The organism is Sphingobacterium sp. NPDC055346, from assembly GCF_053645235.1.
On sequence record NZ_JBSHMI010000008.1, the window covers coordinates 44353 to 59505 of the forward strand.

At 36.3% G+C, this 15153-nt stretch carries 18 protein-coding genes; 14 read left to right on the forward strand and 4 right to left on the reverse strand.

The genetic code is table 11. From position 1 onward, the window contains the following. Positions 1-151 precede the first annotated feature (151 nt). Both ACWICE_RS15905 and ACWICE_RS15910 read right to left on the reverse strand, forming a co-directional pair. Positions 152-547 carry a nuclear transport factor 2 family protein gene (locus ACWICE_RS15905; protein WP_454298761.1) on the reverse strand — a complete coding sequence of 132 codons (396 nt, stop codon included), beginning with the start codon at positions 545-547 and terminating at the stop codon, positions 152-154. A gap of 2 nt (positions 548-549) precedes the next feature. Continuing rightward, entirely contained in the window at positions 550-918 is a 369-nt protein-coding gene (locus ACWICE_RS15910; protein WP_454298762.1) for a hypothetical protein, read from the reverse strand. Between the two features lie 127 nt (positions 919-1045). Between ACWICE_RS15910 and ACWICE_RS15915 the strand changes: the two genes are divergently transcribed. From ACWICE_RS15915 to ACWICE_RS15930, 4 genes are all read left to right on the forward strand, one after another. Continuing rightward, the gene (locus ACWICE_RS15915; RefSeq protein WP_454298763.1) at positions 1046-2053 is read left to right on the forward strand and encodes an AraC family transcriptional regulator ligand-binding domain-containing protein; all 1008 of its coding nucleotides are present in this window, start codon (positions 1046-1048) and stop codon (positions 2051-2053) included. 149 nt (positions 2054-2202) lie between these two features. Continuing rightward, positions 2203-2799: a TetR/AcrR family transcriptional regulator gene (locus ACWICE_RS15920; protein ID WP_454298764.1), complete on the forward strand. Its 597-nt coding sequence runs from the start codon at positions 2203-2205 to the stop codon at positions 2797-2799. A 7-nt stretch (positions 2800-2806) separates the two neighbouring features. Further along, positions 2807-3259 (forward strand): hypothetical protein, encoded by a 453-nt coding sequence (locus tag ACWICE_RS15925; protein ID WP_454298765.1) that lies wholly within the window; start codon positions 2807-2809, stop codon positions 3257-3259. Between the two features lie 15 nt (positions 3260-3274). Next, complete coding sequence (locus ACWICE_RS15930; protein WP_454298766.1) at positions 3275-3850, forward strand: cytochrome b/b6 domain-containing protein; 576 nt, start codon at positions 3275-3277, stop codon at positions 3848-3850. Positions 3851-3892: 42 nt separating this feature from the next. On the opposite strand, the gene ACWICE_RS15935 is transcribed toward ACWICE_RS15930, so the two are convergent. Continuing rightward, positions 3893-5029 carry a hypothetical protein gene (locus ACWICE_RS15935; protein ID WP_454298767.1) on the reverse strand — a complete coding sequence of 379 codons (1137 nt, stop codon included), beginning with the start codon at positions 5027-5029 and terminating at the stop codon, positions 3893-3895. A 268-nt stretch (positions 5030-5297) separates the two neighbouring features. Between ACWICE_RS15935 and ACWICE_RS15940 the strand changes: the two genes are divergently transcribed. From ACWICE_RS15940 to ACWICE_RS15950, 3 genes are all read left to right on the forward strand, one after another. Beyond that, positions 5298-5804: a hypothetical protein gene (locus tag ACWICE_RS15940; protein ID WP_454298768.1), complete on the forward strand. Its 507-nt coding sequence runs from the start codon at positions 5298-5300 to the stop codon at positions 5802-5804. Positions 5805-5982: 178 nt separating this feature from the next. Further along, the gene (locus ACWICE_RS15945; RefSeq protein ID WP_185216138.1) at positions 5983-6852 is read left to right on the forward strand and encodes an SPFH domain-containing protein; all 870 of its coding nucleotides are present in this window, start codon (positions 5983-5985) and stop codon (positions 6850-6852) included. Positions 6853-6890: 38 nt separating this feature from the next. Continuing rightward, positions 6891-7079, forward strand: coding sequence for an Arc family DNA binding domain-containing protein (locus ACWICE_RS15950; protein ID WP_185212039.1), 189 nt, complete (start codon positions 6891-6893; stop codon positions 7077-7079). 16 nt (positions 7080-7095) lie between these two features. On the opposite strand, the gene ACWICE_RS15955 is transcribed toward ACWICE_RS15950, so the two are convergent. Beyond that, entirely contained in the window at positions 7096-7395 is a 300-nt protein-coding gene (locus tag ACWICE_RS15955) for an LPXTG cell wall anchor domain-containing protein (RefSeq protein WP_185212040.1), read from the reverse strand. Positions 7396-7706: 311 nt separating this feature from the next. On the opposite strand from ACWICE_RS15955, the gene ACWICE_RS15960 reads away from it, so the two are divergent. The 7 genes from ACWICE_RS15960 to ACWICE_RS15990 all read left to right on the forward strand — a co-directional run bounded on the left by ACWICE_RS15960 (position 7707) and on the right by ACWICE_RS15990 (position 14824). Next, positions 7707-8693 (forward strand): PLP-dependent cysteine synthase family protein, encoded by a 987-nt coding sequence (locus tag ACWICE_RS15960; RefSeq protein WP_454298769.1) that lies wholly within the window; start codon positions 7707-7709, stop codon positions 8691-8693. Beyond that, the gene (locus ACWICE_RS15965) at positions 8680-9726 is read left to right on the forward strand and encodes a DUF6695 family protein (protein WP_454298770.1); all 1047 of its coding nucleotides are present in this window, start codon (positions 8680-8682) and stop codon (positions 9724-9726) included. The genes ACWICE_RS15960 and ACWICE_RS15965 overlap by 14 nt, the downstream gene beginning before the upstream one ends. 16 nt (positions 9727-9742) lie before the next feature. Then, complete coding sequence (gene panD / locus ACWICE_RS15970) at positions 9743-10111, forward strand: aspartate 1-decarboxylase (protein ID WP_093096189.1); 369 nt, start codon at positions 9743-9745, stop codon at positions 10109-10111. 323 nt (positions 10112-10434) lie between these two features. Beyond that, positions 10435-11109 carry a hypothetical protein gene (locus ACWICE_RS15975; protein WP_313257956.1) on the forward strand — a complete coding sequence of 225 codons (675 nt, stop codon included), beginning with the start codon at positions 10435-10437 and terminating at the stop codon, positions 11107-11109. Positions 11110-11134: 25 nt separating this feature from the next. Continuing rightward, positions 11135-13165, forward strand: coding sequence for a hypothetical protein (locus tag ACWICE_RS15980; protein WP_454298771.1), 2031 nt, complete (start codon positions 11135-11137; stop codon positions 13163-13165). A 3-nt stretch (positions 13166-13168) separates the two neighbouring features. After that, positions 13169-14488 (forward strand): hypothetical protein, encoded by a 1320-nt coding sequence (locus tag ACWICE_RS15985; protein WP_454298772.1) that lies wholly within the window; start codon positions 13169-13171, stop codon positions 14486-14488. A 141-nt stretch (positions 14489-14629) separates the two neighbouring features. Beyond that, the gene (locus tag ACWICE_RS15990; RefSeq protein WP_237219458.1) at positions 14630-14824 is read left to right on the forward strand and encodes a hypothetical protein; all 195 of its coding nucleotides are present in this window, start codon (positions 14630-14632) and stop codon (positions 14822-14824) included. Positions 14825-15153: the final 329 nt, after the last annotated feature.

Consider the following 15153-nt stretch of genomic DNA (forward strand, 5'->3'; position numbering starts at 1 on the left):
GAGAAGGTTCAGGGCAAGTGTCTGGGGATTGTGGCGCTGAACCAACCCTAGCGGGATCAGTTCAAAAGAATCCCCAAGGCATTGTGCCCGCTTGGATTCAAATAATTGCATGTTCTGGGAAGAGCTGTGGGCATCACAAAGAACTTTCTTCTCAATTTACAGCCTCTGATACTGCAAAACTATCTTCTAATAAGGTGTATTCTACTATTTTCATGTTTTGAAGTTTAAAATGAATGAAAAATATAGAGGTTACATCCTTGTTTGTTCTCAACATTTTGCTAGTGAATTCACCTTTTATCATAGCTTCATCTTTATCAGCTAAAATCTTTTGTATTTCAGCTGTTAAGGGTTCTGTCTCTGCCCAAAGGAGCTGGAAAAAGCTTTCAATCTCAGCTTTATTTTTTCTTACACCTAGCCATTTCAGTCTGTCTGTATCCCCTGGAACTTCCCATTTCACTTCTTCAGCAAATAGATTAACTAGATTATTCAAATCTCTTTCCTGCATATACCTGAGGAAATCCGTAATAAATTCTCCTATTTTATTCATCGTTACATTTTATTTAAGGTCTTCATTTGTAGGTATGCCATCAATCCCACCCAGGCAGCAACTGCTAAAATTATTATAGATCCGATCATACTAATAGTAGAAAACAATAAGGCTGTAACTACTATACTAACAGCGACCCAAGTTACATCGATTCCGATAATAAATTTAGTCCATGACTTGTCTTGAAGGTGTTTAAAGGCAGTCAGGAGGACAAAGAGGGAAAACACAACCAGAAAAACACCGGTTCCAATAATTGGGGTAGTGTTATTCACCTTAAAAATTCCTGCTACTACTTTTGAATTAAGAGCAATCAATAATCCTGTCAATCCTGAACTGATAGCATTTATCAGTAAAACATTTTTAAGTACCATAATCTTTGAATTTGTTTCTACAAAGTTATCTGACAGCTGTTAGTTGCTAATTACCATTTGGCGACAATGGCTTGTCATCTCATGCCAGTTTTTGGTCATATGATTGGTATATTTATACTTTTACACTATGAATTACAGAGAGATATTTTTGCAGGCATTGCTGGTATTTTGTAAAGAGAGAGGCTTAGATATTGAGAAACTGGCATCATTTGCTGGGTTAAAACTTCAAGACCTTCACACAAAGTCATCGCTTAGCATTTCAAACCAGCAGATGGAAGTCATTTGGAAAAACATAGTCCATCTCTCAAAAAATGAACTTTCTGGTTTCCATTTTGGGACTTCTATGCAAATTGCAGCATTGGGTATAGTCGGACAGGTCATACAGATGAGCAGTAATGTTAAAGATGCATTAAAACATGCATGTTCCATGGTTCATTTATTGACTGACTTTTATTCTCTAAATGTAATAGAAAAGGAAAATACCTTTAATATTAGCTTCGAAAAAACAGGAGCTTATTCAGATACACCAACCGCTCAGGATCAGATGGGGGACTTTCTGTTGTCATTTGTACTATATGAGTTAAAAGGGTTGGTCTTAGAAAATCCTATCCCAATCTCTGCGAGTTTTCCAACATATAAAAAACAGCATGGGAAAGAATATGAAGCTATATTAGGTTGTCCTGTAAAAAAGAGTGAAAACTATATCTTGGAATTCAAGAAGGATTACCTTCACACTAAAATCATAACGGCAAATTATGAAATTCAGAGCCTATTGATTGAAAAAATCAGCTTATTGCAAAATTCTCCTGCCTTAAAAGGAAACCTTTCAAAAAGGATATTTAATTTCTTGATCGCAAATTCCTACCTGTTTTCTTTATCCATTGAGTCTGTTTCAGGTAATTTCAATGTAAGTGTAAGGACACTTCAAAGGCAACTCAAACAAGAAGGGGTCTCTTATATTCAAATTGTCGAAGAGGTAAGAAAATCTTTGGCCATTCATTATATGTGCAATAGTACGTCTTCTGTCAAGGAAATCTCAGCGGTTTTAGGATATGCAGAACCGAGTGGTTTTGTCAGAGCATTTAAAAAATGGACAGGAAAAACCCCAACAACTTTCAGGAAAAGCAATTATTGACCATGTAATACCGCTTCGGGATGCATACTAAAGCATCCTGAAAACTCCTCAGAATAACATTCCTTAAAATCGATATCTTTTTCTGTATTAATCTGTTAAACAATACTTAACTTTGTTAGTGAATACTAACTAACATAAGGTTTGTAGATATGAAGATTGAAGGATATACGGATAGACAAATTGAAATCATTGAAGCTGCTACTAGGAGAATTGACCGGTATGGCATACAGAATTTGACCATTAAGAATCTAGCAGCAGATATCAAAGTAACTGAACCTGCCTTGTATAGGCATTTTAAGAGTAAGAATGATATTCTCATGAGCCTGCTTAATTATTTCATTGCCAGAATGGAAAAAAGGATCTCAAGCCTCTCTGTCAATAGTCAGAAGAGTCCTACTGAGAATTTAATTGACCTGTTCAATTTCCAGTTCAAGACTTTTACTGAAAGACCGGCAGTTGTGAGTGTGATATTTGCTGAGAATATCTTTCATTTTGATGAAGGCCTAAGTATAAAGGTTGCTCAAATTTTGGACTTGATGCAGGGCTACGTAGAACAGAATATCCTGAATGGTCAATCCAACGGTGATTTCAATGCGGAGATACATTCATCAACCTTAGCGACTATATTATTGGGTGGTATTCGACTAACAGTCCTTAAATGGAAGCTGTCTGGTAATAAGACAGATCTAATCAAGGATGGTAGGGCTGTGGTCAATGGAGTACTGAAAATGATTAAAACAAAATAAACAGAATATGAAAAAATTAATGCTATTGGGGATTAGCAGCATCTTATTATGGAGCTGCCATCAAAATTCAGAACATTCACACAATCACGACGCAGAAAACCATGCAGACCATCAGCACAATCATGCTGATGGTGCTTTGGAATTGAACAATGGAAAGAAATGGACGATGAATGAAGAAATGAAACCTTTTGTTTTGAAGGGGGTGGACTTGATTCAGATTTATGTACAGGAAAAACAAACCGATAATCTGCGACTTGCTAAAGAATTAAAAGAACAGAATGATCAGCTCATAAAAAGCTGTACCATGGATGGGAAAGGACACGATGAATTGCATAAATGGTTACATCCTCATATGGAATTGGTCAAGGAGTTAGAAGCCGAGAAAAATCCTGAAAAGGTGAATGTCATCATTGCCAAGCTTCATGACTCCTATATGGAATTCAGTAAATTTTTTAACTAGGCCAATCCTATTATCATGAGAATGCAACGAAAATTTACCGTTTTCCATCGCCTGTTACATTGGGTTATGGCTTTTGCAATGCCCGTTCTTTTCATAACAGGTTTTCTTAGGATGTACTGGATGGGCAAGGATAACATTATTCCTGTTTTAGAAAAGCAGGTTTCAGGCATTTCAAAAGAGCAGGTTTCTGAGGTTGTGAAGGGTATCCGTGAACCTATGTGGGAATGGCACGAGCTTTTTGCACATATTATGATTTTTTCTTTTCTAGCTAGGATTATCTATATGCTCGTTAAGGGGATCAGGTTTCCCAATCCATTCCTGAAGGTTCAGTCCTTAAAGGAGCGCTTACAAGGATTTACCTATGTCTATTTCTATCTTTTTGTAATGATCTCAGCAGCAACTGGAATCTGTATAGAAAAAGGCTTTTTTAGTCAATGGAAAGAAAGTATAGAAAGTGTCCATAAATGGGGACTTTACTGGTTTCCTATATTTGTGGTACTCCACTTGCTGGGAGTTTTTATCGCCGAAACTACAGACAAAAAAGGGATTACCTCTAAAATGATAGGAGGGGATAAAGAGGAGAAGTCTTAATATAAATGATTCAGAAAATGAGAGCTTTTGTGGTTTAAAAAACTATTGAAGCTCTTTTTTTTGACTAAACCTTATTTTACTCTGTAGGTCAGGACTGTCCAGTTTAATGAAGCATTGATTTAGTGCATTTTTTAAAAACTCACCACGAATTACCTTCTCCTTGATTTTCAAAACATTTGTTCTGATTTCTTCATATTCTGTGAGCGTAATATCGTCTAAAATTTGCTCAATGTCCTTTAAGCTTTTTATCGTACGGCCAAGATTATGCTCTTGAACAAATTTTGCCATGGCCGATTCTTCCCAGACGATGACTGGCAGACCTTGAGATAAGTATAACGATATCTTATGGGGGGTGGAATATTTTAAATATTGACCAGCCAGACCGGTACAGGTTTTTGTACTGTCTCCTTCCCAAACCAATCCAAATGAAATGCCACTGACGTCCATGGTTGGATCACCAGGATCGAATACACCTAAATATTCCATATTCTTATGCAATTCCACTGGTTCTAAATGTATGCCATACAGCTTCGTTTTGAACTTAGGCTTCCATTTATAGATGAAGGCTGCTTTTTCTGGGGTTAAGTTCCCCCCGAAAACAATATTCTTCTCCAATATCGCTGTTCCAATACCTGAAGGTTGATGGTTTGGATCGAGCCTGAAATCAAATAATTCTAAATCTACGACCTTATCAGCTGCGATATGATTGCTTATTAGCCATTTGGACATTTCCGCATTCTGCGAAATCAATACATCTGCAAAATCTAAATATTTAATCTCTAGCTCTGGGTCGATTTGCCCAATTCGCCTGATGGAATCTAAATCGATTATCATCATGATGATCCTCAAACCTTTATTAAGTTTTGCCTTGTAAAGGCTAGAATAGACGGCTTTAGCCACTTCAAACAAGCTTTCGAAGGGAATCAGGACCATGATCACATCATTAGAGTCCAATTCTCCTATATATTTTTTGAAGGCAAGGTAATTGGCATAATTTGCATATCGTCTAGAAATTATCCTTTTCAACCTGTATTTGGAATCTTTTAACGTGATCTTATAAAATTCATAGGTATTGGAATCAGATAGGTCTGACTTGATGGTTTCAAAAACATCATATCTTGCTTTAAAACCAGCATGAAAATCTTTATAATATAAATCATTGATAATGTGGAAATTCATATGTCAATCTATCAATAAAATGAATTTTAATAATTGTCGCCTCAAACCTTACACTTTACAATATTGTTAAATTTTTCTCGGTATTTAAAATTATATTAAAAATTCTCTTATTATTAAAAATACTTGGATATCAAGCCTTTGAGATAATTGTGTGTTAATTTTAGATAAATTCTCCCCATTCAAAGCCTAGATGAATTCTTGAACTGCTATATTTTTCAAACAAATTTGCTTTCCAATCATTTAATGGATATAAAATATACATGACACAATGAAAAAACTAATTATACCAATCTTCTTGAATGCGCTGCTACTTACTTCATGCAGCAATAATGCCGGTTCGAAGCAAGATGGGAATGCTATCAATGACAGCATAATCGAAAAGTCTGAAGCAAACAGGGAACTTGTTCCATTTGTATTAGGCGAAAATTATTTTGTAAAAAACACCGTCTCAGAGGATAAAAATGGAGCCCACAAAATTGAAACTCAAGAAGCTTTTGATGAATTCTTTTCGCCAGCAGCAACCATGGGCGATTCTGGAATGCCCAGTAATATCGATTTTGATAAGCAGTTTGTTATTGCGATCATTTCAGCGAGCTCGGATTTAAAACCTAGCATTGATTCCATTTCTCTGAATAAAGAAGGAGCAGAGTTATTGCTTAAATATAAAGAGTCTTTCGGCGAAAAACAGAGTTTTACCATGCGTCCTATGGCCATATTAATCGTTGACAAGAAATTTGATGGCGTATTGAAGCCTGAGGTAATGAGTACGTTATAAGACCTAAACATATTCAACCATAGCTGAATACCTATCTAAAAGCTTTCTATAAATAAAAAAGAGGCTCCTTTGAAAATACTTTTCAAGGAGCCTCTTTTTTTTGATATTTTCTTGGAAATATGAAAAGAATATTCTCTATATTTATGATATCAAAATAATATCATAATAAATCATAATTATGGAAAAGATCATTAAACCAACATCAGGCTATTTAGCATTAGGGATATTGTTTTTAAGCCTTCTAGGAATTATTTTCTCGTTTATTCAGATAGGCTCACATGGGCAGATTGGATATGTACCAGTCTTGGTGATCCTGTTCATTGTTTTTATAGTAATCGTGAAAGGGTTGATCATTGTCAATCCAAACCATTCCCGTGTTTTGAATCTATTTGGTAAATATGTTGGCACCATCAAGGCAAATGGTCTGTTTTTTATCAATCCATTCTATACTGCGCAGAAAATTAGCCTTAGATCAGAAAACTTACAGGGCCAGACCTTGAAGGTGAACGATAAATTGGGGAATCCAATTGAGATTGCGGCAGTAATCGTTTGGAAAATTGGTGATACCTACAAGGCGGCTTATGAGGTACAGAGCTATATGGACTACGTGAGGGTACAGAGCGAAGCTGCTGTACGACATCTTGCCGTAAGTTTTGCCTATGATAGTTTTGAGGATGAGAATGCTGACCTAACCTTGAGAGATGGGGGTGAAGATGTCAATAAAATCTTGGAATCCGAGCTGTCAGCACGTCTATCCAAAGCTGGGGTAGTGGTAGAAGAGGCTAGGATTACGCATCTGGCCTATGCACCAGAAATTGCAGGGGCAATGTTGCAGCGTCAACAGGCTTCAGCAATTGTAGCTGCCAGAGCAAAAATCGTTGAAGGTGCTGTCGGTATGGTTGAAATGGCACTCCAAAAGCTATCGGACAAGAATATTGTGGAATTGGACGATGAGCGAAAAGCTGCGATGGTCAGTAATTTGATGGTGGTTCTCTGTGGAGAGAAGGCCGCACAACCTATTGTAAATGCAGGAACCCTTTATAATTAATTTAAGAAGGAGTAATTCCGGATAGTTAAGAAAGATTTATGAAAAAGAGTTTTGTGATCAGGGTAGATGAAGAAACCTTTAAGCTATTGGAAGCCTGGGCTCAGGATGAATTTAGGAGCGTTAATGGACAGATAGAATTTCTGATTCATCAAGGTTTGCAGAAATCTGGCCGAATGAAAAAAACAAAAGCAAAAAACACAAATGGATCAGTTGATGAAAGCAACTGATCCATTTCACATATTTTTAGTCCCTCCGGATATATTCTCTGTCATCATCCGACATTTCATCATCATTCCCTAAAAACAATTGATCTTCGGTAGGATTTACCGTATTGGTAATCCCATATTCCTTTGGGTGCTTGTTCTTTCTTCTAAATAGAATAGCACCGACAATGACCCCTAGAAGAAAAAATATCCCTAGAATAATCAATTTCGAAGTGCGGATGTCCCCAAATAGCCAAAATGAAGCTTCCTCTTTATTGTTGAAAAGGACAATGGCTAATAAGGCCAATAATACGGCGATTACAATGGTCTTTGGTTTCATATCGATAATCTTAAAGGACAAAACTATAAAAATAAGCTAGGATTTCAATTTTTAGTAACAATATGCTTGCTCTAAATCTTCAAGTGATAGACTTTATTAAAATTTATCGTAATTTTATTTAGTTTCCTAATATTAAAAGTTTGAGATAGTTTTTACTGGCAGTTAGGTTCTAAGCTGCAATTTTTTAGCCATTTTGGTTTTTATAAATTCTGTTAATGAACTTTTTGGCACGTTTTAGGTTAATACAGTAGAATAATCTTGAGTATATTGACGTTAAATTATTATAAACTAAATACTAAACAAAGGGAATATTGATAAAGGATTTTATTGGGAATACACCGTTAAGAAGGGAGGATTTTTTATCCAAGAAATATGGAACAAACATCTTAATCAAGGAGGAGTTCTATAATCCTGGAAAATCATCTAAAGATAGGGCCGCATGGTTTATGGTTGAAGATGCCATTAAGCGCAATAAAATTGTTGAGGGAGGCACTTTTGTCGAAGCAAGTAGTGGTAATACCGGTATTAGCATCGCTCTGATCGCAAAAGAGCTTGGCTATAGGTCGAAGATATTTGTTTCTGCCAGTTGTTCTGATGAAAAGATTAAATTATTGGAGAGCTATGGTGCAGAAATTGAACGATGCGATAATTCCAATGGTTTGCATGTTTTCAATTCCACTCAATATCTTGCACAGGCTTTTTGTTCCAACAATCCCAATACCTATTTTACGAACCAATACTATAACTCAAATAACATCAAAGCACATTATATTACAACAGGACCGGAGATTTGGCTGCAGACAAATACTGCAGTCACCCATGTTTTGGTAGGTGTTGGTACAGGTGGTTCCATTTCAGGAATTGGAAGGTATTTAAAGGAGCGTAATCCCGCGATCAAGATCTGGGGGGTTGAACCAAAGAATTCCGTCTATCATCTGTATATGGACAATAAACCAATCCCTGAGGAAGAAGTCCGTTTTGATGCCATAGAAGGTATTGGCCGGACATTTATTCCAGGAGCATTTGACAAACAAGTAGTCGATCATATCTTTCAAATCGGAAAAGATAAATCAGAAGTCATCGCCCATCAATATTTGGAGGAATGTGGTGATTTATTGGGGTTTTCAAGTGCAGCGGTCTTGGCCACTTTGGATGAGAACATTGAAAGAATGAATTTAAAAGAAACGGATCAAGTGGTCTTGTTTTTTCCAGACCATGGTACTCGCTATATTAACAAGTTATATCAGGATTTTTATCCTCAACCTAAGGTAAAGGAAAACTATAATGCATCAATATAATGATATCGCAATTCCAATAGCTTGGCCCGACCAAACGGCGAGGGGTGATGAGTTATGGATGGCCATATTAAAGAAATTAGGGATAGTAAAGAACCTTAATTTCAAGGTAGGGCATGCAGCAATAGTTTTAATTGAAAGAAAGTCTGGAGATCTCAGGTATTTTGACTTTGGACGTTATATCGTTCCTCGAGGATTTGGAAGAGCGCGATCCAGTGAGTTTGATCCAAGGTTGGAGTTGCACAGTAAAGCTACCTTTTCGGAAGACAATCAATTGATGAATTTTGAAGAGATCCTCATCGAATTGTCCAAAAAAGAATCTGCTACCCATGGGGCAGGCCGGTTGTTATGTTCGATCGCCGAAAATGTTTCCTTTCAGAAAGGAGTTGAATATGCCGAATCCCTGGTAGATAAGGGACCTATTTTGTACGGAGCCATCGCTCCGAATAATAACAGTTGTTCACGGTATGTAGCCCAGATCTTGGTCAATGCGATGGAAAAGAATGATCCGCGCTGTAATAAAATCTTTTTTCCGGAATGCCTGAAGGCAAGTCCTACCAGCAATGTTGTCAATGCTGTTGATGATAATGAGATCTATTGTTTCCACAATGGCGTTTTGGAGAAGAAAAGGATGGGACGTTGGGAGTCATTAAAATTCCAGGTCGATCTCTTGAAACCTAATTTCTTGAAATCAAGGTCGCATGAAGTTCCTGATGATCTTTTATTGGGTTTTATAGAAGAACCTAAAAGGCCAAAGGACCTTCCGAACAAGGCAGAGTGGCTTGGTGGATTGGGTGAAGGTTGTTGGTATTCCATTTCAGCAAATCTAGATGAAGCTGAAATAAGTAAGTTCAACCATAAAGGAGAGGTTGAATACTCCGTAATCGGAACTACAGATGCTGCATACAGTGATTTACATGATTTTAAGTTTAGCTATCATGTTCACCATAAAAAGCATCTCGTTAAACAGAATGATAAGGAAATGGTGTTTAAGACACTAGATATTAATAATTTAAATTTAAAACAATCTATCTAAAAAAGTATAATAAGAAATGGAATTAAAAATTTTAAAAGCAAAAATTCATACCGTAAAAGTAACAGAGGCAAATGTGAGCTATAATGGTTCTATCACCATTGATGCAGATTTATTGGATGCTGCTGGTATTGTAAAATATGAGCAGGTATATATCAATAATGCTGTAAATGGTAGTCGTATCATGACTTATGTCCTTCCTGGCAAGAGAGGAAGTGGCGAAGTATGTATGAATGGTGGTGCAGCATTACATGCTAAAGTAGGCGACACTGTACACATTCTTTCTTTTGTGAACTTAAGTCCTGAAGAGGCAGAAACCTATCAACCGACTTTGGTCTTTACGGAAGGTAACAATGAAATTAAATCTGTAGAGAAATATAACTACTAAGATTTAACCATACAATTTATTAGGCTGTCTACATTTTGTAGATGGCCTTTTTTATTGGTTATTGCTGATATTCGTGATATTTGTATGGCGAGAGGCTGGCGCTTTTCATACATTGTCAATTTTTGTCATTCTATGATTTAGCTAATATAATGCTCGCCTTAAATATTGTTTTTTTATATAATTATTGCATCCTGATGCTTGCAGGATGAAACTTTAAGCATTAAGTTTAAAAAATCACTGAAATCAGTGAAGGATAAGTGTTTTTAAGTTGATAATTTCGAAAACTTAAAATTTGGATTGCTAATACTATTAATATGTTGAAAATGATCAGGAAAATCGGGTTACTTGTTATTAGTTCTATTTTTTGTTTATTGCTGAGTTCTTGTTTTGATGTTGTGGAAGAGATCAACATGAAAAGTAATGGCAGTGGATCTATCGTAGGGACACTGAACATGAGCAAGAGCCGTACAAAGGTATCATCCCTAATGAAGTTGGATAAGATAGATGGGTTCAAGATCCCAAATCAGGCTGAGATCAGAAAAGAAGTGGCTACCATCGTTCAGTTATTAAAGAATACCAAAGGGATCAGTAACGTAGATTATAAGCTTGATTTTAATAATTATATAGCGAGTGTGTCCTGTGATTTCCAAAATGTGCAGGCCTTAAATTCCTATACAGAAACACTCTCTAAACATTTCAAGACCAAATTAAACACTTACTCGAGCTATAGTTTTAATCCAAGTAACAAAACCTTTGTGCGTAACTATAAGTATAGTACCGAGGCAAAAAAAGAGTTTGACAAACTAAAGCCTGAAAATCAAAAATCATTCGATCAGGCATTTTACACCAGTATCTATCGTTTTCAAAATCCTGTCATCAAACAGGACAATACGAGCGGTAAGGTTTCAGGCAACAAGCAAGCTGTGATGGTCAAGGTTTCCGTTCCTAGCTTAATTAATGGTAAAGTCAATCTATCTAACAATATTGTCCTTAAATAATTTAAGAATATCTAATAAAACATATATGAATAACTTGAAACTTGCCATCGCCTTATTGGCAGTAAGTCTGGGAGGGAATGTATATTCGCAAGATCTCTTGTCAAAGGTTCCTGCTGAATCTAAAGTGGTGGTCGCATTGAATGGAAAAGGATTTTTCAAACATGCGAGTGCCCAACAATTGAACGAAATCTTGAAAAGAGCTGGTCTGTTTAAAAAAATTGCAGAAGACAACAGTAAATTTCAATCTGAAAATATCGAAGAGTTAGGAATCGATATCAATGCAAAATCTTATTTGTATACCAATGTCAATGATAGCATGCAGTTCTTCGGAGCTATGATGCCATTAAAAAATAAGGCTCAATTTGAATCGATCTTTCCTGAAGAGTATACTATCGATGTACAAGGTGACCTAAATACCATCTATAGTGAAGATAGGACACTCCGTATCAGTTGGAATCAAAATACCATTTTTCTTTTAGCTGGTGTGCCCATGGACAACTATTTCAGCCGTGAGGACATCAAACAGAAATTTGGCCTTTTGGAATTGCCCGAGTATGATTACGCGGCGGAAGACTATGACTATGATTATGATGGAGTGGATTCAGTAGCAGTGGCAGCTGATAGCACCTTGGATTGGGAAGCTTGGGCAGAAGCTGCGGACACTGTGTATCAAATTGAGGAAGAAGCTCCAGTAGAAAGAGATACATCAGATCTGTATAGTTTGCCATTGCCTCCCGAAAAAGTGGCTCAACCTGGGGAAGAAGGTTATATCGCTCCACCGATGGTACCGGATGAGTTTACTTACGTGGATTCCGTTTTAGAAAAGGATGAATATCAAGACGATTATTATCTAAAATACAGCGAGACATCGAATCATAATGACTCCATTAAGAATATTTTTGCCAACCAAGAAGTCAATAACCTAATGGATCGAATTATTGCCGGAAATATTAAAAGCTATAAATCGAAAAAGATGACTTCTATGAAAGATAATGAACTGCTTAGAATTGAAATAGGTTCATTAGACAGCTTAATGCATTTTTATTATCCTAGAAACCTTCTTTATGGTTATATGAGCGGACAGCCAGCTTTTGACTATGGATACGAAAGCATCAACAGTACTGTTGTTGTTGACGGAAATAGGATGAAGATCCTTGGTGATGTCAGCTTTGATAAGGAGATGACAAGGTACTATAAGGAAATGTACAATAAAAAAATCAATCCTAAGTTTGTAAACTACTTAAATGACGATGCTTTAGGATTCCTTTCGATCAACCTTAATACCGAAGCTTACTTGAAGCACATGCCTAGGATTGTACAGCGCGTTTATGGTGGTATGGATGGTAAAGTTGAGAAGATCATTGATCTGTTTACCACAAGTATGGAGATTATTGTAGATGAAAAAGCAGTTGCCAAAGTATTTAAAGGAGATAACCTGTTCATCTTGAATGGAATTACCCAAAAAGAAGTGAAATATATTGACTATGAATATGATGATGATTACAATTATCAAGAAATAGAAAAAACCAAAATGGAGAAAATCCCGAACTACCTGTGGATGTTCTCTTCCGATGATACTCGCATATTTGAAAAAATCTTTGCTATTTTAGAGATTGAGAACAATATGGTAAACCATGATGGAATCTATGAGATTGTTGGCGGAAAGGTTGATGAATTTGCTCCATACATCCTGATCCAGCAAGGGATTGTTTTCTTGGGCAATGATTTAGAGCAGATGAAACAGGTCAAGGATAAAACCTTTAAAGGAAACCCAGGAAGATTTGCTGCAATCGCCAAGAAAAATAAATTCTCCATGTTGTTCAACACTAAAAAGGTTCCAAGTATGGTCGATGATCTAGATCTTCCGGTACATCGTTCGATGGAGAGTGAATTGAAAGGTCTGTCCGAATACGGTGATATCTATATGATCAGCAATGGATTGAAAGGCAAGAATTTTACATGGGAAGCCGGTGTGGATTTTCCTAAGACCGGAAAAAATGCTTTAGATTTCTTGCTCAATTCTATGGACCGTGTCAGTAAATCGTTAAATGATTAACCTATGGGTTGGATAAAAAAAACAATAGTATTTATATTAGGACTTATAGCCGTATTGGCTATAAGTTTTTTTGTTTTTAAGTATTATAGATCTTCAAAAGCAGAAAACATTAAAATCCCTGAAAATTCAGTTTCAGTAATTCGATTGGATGTGGATGGTCTTCTCTTGAAGATGCTCAAGAATTCCCTTTCCAATTATTCGGAATATTACGGCTCCAAACAGGATACCAGTACAATAGGGGGTAAAGCCAAGTTGTGGAATATAGGAGTACACATACCTGCAAAATTATATATGTTTAGTTTAAGTGATACTTCACATCATTACTATGCAGTTTTAGAAGTAACGGATAGGGCAGATATCCAAAATTTCCTAAAAGGTCAATTAGGATTAAGCCAAGATTCTGTTTTCCAAGGTTTGGAAAAAGGGCAGGAGCTATATGCCAAAAAGCATGTAAAGGCTCTCTTTGATGATCAAAGATTGATATTATCATTAGGAAAGGACCAGCAAGCTGAAACCATGTTAACGTTGTTGAAATCCGACCAAGGGGAGTGGGTTTATGCCAATGAGTTTGGCAAAACGCTGAAGGAGATCCAAGATACTGATATGAGCTTTGTGGACAAGAAAGACAATTGGGCTACTGTTAATTTTCAAAATGGAAGATTTGATATTTATGCCTTTGTAAAATCCTCTTTATTGGGTTTTCCATCAAAGCCTGTCCAAGCCGTAATACCTGAAGACAACGTGCTTTATATGGCCTTAAACTCTGATCTTTCCCTTATTTTGAAGGATAAAGAAGCCGAACTGGAAAAATTAAAACTACCGGTCGATAGTATCTATAAGTATGTTGGGAATTTTGCAACTATTGAATTGAAGGATAAAGAAGTGCTGGAGTCTGATACCATCATTACCTATGATTATGATGATAATTTTGAGATGACCGAGAAAAAGGAAATCAATCAGGTTGAAGTTCCTTCATTAACCTTTCAAGTTATGGCCTCCCCACATTTATTAGGATATCTTCCAGAAAAGATGTTCTATAAGTTTGGCAAGGACTTTCATAATGGTTTGATAAGATTGAGTACAGATCCTGCAGCATTTGGCCAAAATATTGATCTGCAGCCATCACCTAATGTATTTGTATTGAGCTACCAGAAAAAACCTGTTTCGGCGAAATACTTAGGCTGGTTACCGAATTATGATAAAATCTTAAAAGGGGAACTGAACGGTATCGCTGAGGGATCAAATAGCCTACGTTTAAAGGGTGGATTTGCCTTAGAAAACTCTGCGATTAATTCTTTTTATCAAATTATTGGGTCTAAGTAAAGTGCTGATACTCAATGTTCAAACATTTAATTATTAATGCTTTATTAAAAATTTAAACTTTTGGCTTAGATTTTGGTCATATATAGCGAACAACATGAATATAGTATGAAAAGATTTTTGGGATTATTATTAGTAGCATTTATGGCATTTAGTGTATCAGCATGTTATACACACCATCATCATCCGCATGGAATGCCTCCAGGACAGGCTAAGAAGAAATACGGTGGTAAATCCGCAAAACGTTATGCACCTGGTCAACAAAAGAAAAAATACAAAGGTAATAAAGGCAGACATAATCATCCTGGACATAGGGTAGATGTATTGTGGCAATATTAACCAATAGGAATTAGTATCGGAAATTTAGCATTTCCGTTAACAATAGGATTCTACAAGCCCTTCTTAAATATATGAGGGGCTTTTTCTTTGCCATTGAATTAATTGCATTGGTGAATATTCTATCCGATTATTGGGAATTCAAACTGTTCTTTCATCCCGTTCCAACGATATATTCCGCTAAAAAGGTACTTTTGAATAGGAAATCAATGGATTAAAATATGGGTTTCATTCGAGACTTATTCGAGGCATATTCGAGAACAGATTTGCTTGTATTGCGAAAATTCGGAATGTGTCTCGAATGAGGTCAATATTAAATCCATTTAGACTGC

Bases quoted from the DNA above. Each gene is read 5' to 3' on its own strand.
- ACWICE_RS15905 (WP_454298761.1), bottom strand. From the start codon at position 547: ATGAATAAAATAGGAGAATTTATTACGGATTTCCTCAGGTATATGCAG.
- ACWICE_RS15910 (WP_454298762.1), bottom strand. From the start codon at position 918: ATGGTACTTAAAAATGTTTTACTGATAAATGCTATCAGTTCAGGATTG.
- ACWICE_RS15915 (WP_454298763.1), top strand. From the start codon at position 1,046: ATGAATTACAGAGAGATATTTTTGCAGGCATTGCTGGTATTTTGTAAA.
- ACWICE_RS15920 (WP_454298764.1), top strand. From the start codon at position 2,203: ATGAAGATTGAAGGATATACGGATAGACAAATTGAAATCATTGAAGCT.
- ACWICE_RS15925 (WP_454298765.1), top strand. From the start codon at position 2,807: ATGAAAAAATTAATGCTATTGGGGATTAGCAGCATCTTATTATGGAGC.
- ACWICE_RS15930 (WP_454298766.1), top strand. From the start codon at position 3,275: ATGAGAATGCAACGAAAATTTACCGTTTTCCATCGCCTGTTACATTGG.
- ACWICE_RS15935 (WP_454298767.1), bottom strand. From the start codon at position 5,029: ATGAATTTCCACATTATCAATGATTTATATTATAAAGATTTTCATGCT.
- ACWICE_RS15940 (WP_454298768.1), top strand. From the start codon at position 5,298: ATGAAAAAACTAATTATACCAATCTTCTTGAATGCGCTGCTACTTACT.
- ACWICE_RS15945 (WP_185216138.1), top strand. From the start codon at position 5,983: ATGGAAAAGATCATTAAACCAACATCAGGCTATTTAGCATTAGGGATA.
- ACWICE_RS15950 (WP_185212039.1), top strand. From the start codon at position 6,891: ATGAAAAAGAGTTTTGTGATCAGGGTAGATGAAGAAACCTTTAAGCTA.
- ACWICE_RS15955 (WP_185212040.1), bottom strand. From the start codon at position 7,395: ATGAAACCAAAGACCATTGTAATCGCCGTATTATTGGCCTTATTAGCC.
- ACWICE_RS15965 (WP_454298770.1), top strand. From the start codon at position 8,680: ATGCATCAATATAATGATATCGCAATTCCAATAGCTTGGCCCGACCAA.
- panD (WP_093096189.1), top strand. From the start codon at position 9,743: ATGGAATTAAAAATTTTAAAAGCAAAAATTCATACCGTAAAAGTAACA.
- ACWICE_RS15975 (WP_313257956.1), top strand. From the start codon at position 10,435: ATGATCAGGAAAATCGGGTTACTTGTTATTAGTTCTATTTTTTGTTTA.
- ACWICE_RS15980 (WP_454298771.1), top strand. From the start codon at position 11,135: ATGAATAACTTGAAACTTGCCATCGCCTTATTGGCAGTAAGTCTGGGA.
- ACWICE_RS15985 (WP_454298772.1), top strand. From the start codon at position 13,169: ATGGGTTGGATAAAAAAAACAATAGTATTTATATTAGGACTTATAGCC.
- ACWICE_RS15990 (WP_237219458.1), top strand. From the start codon at position 14,630: ATGGCATTTAGTGTATCAGCATGTTATACACACCATCATCATCCGCAT.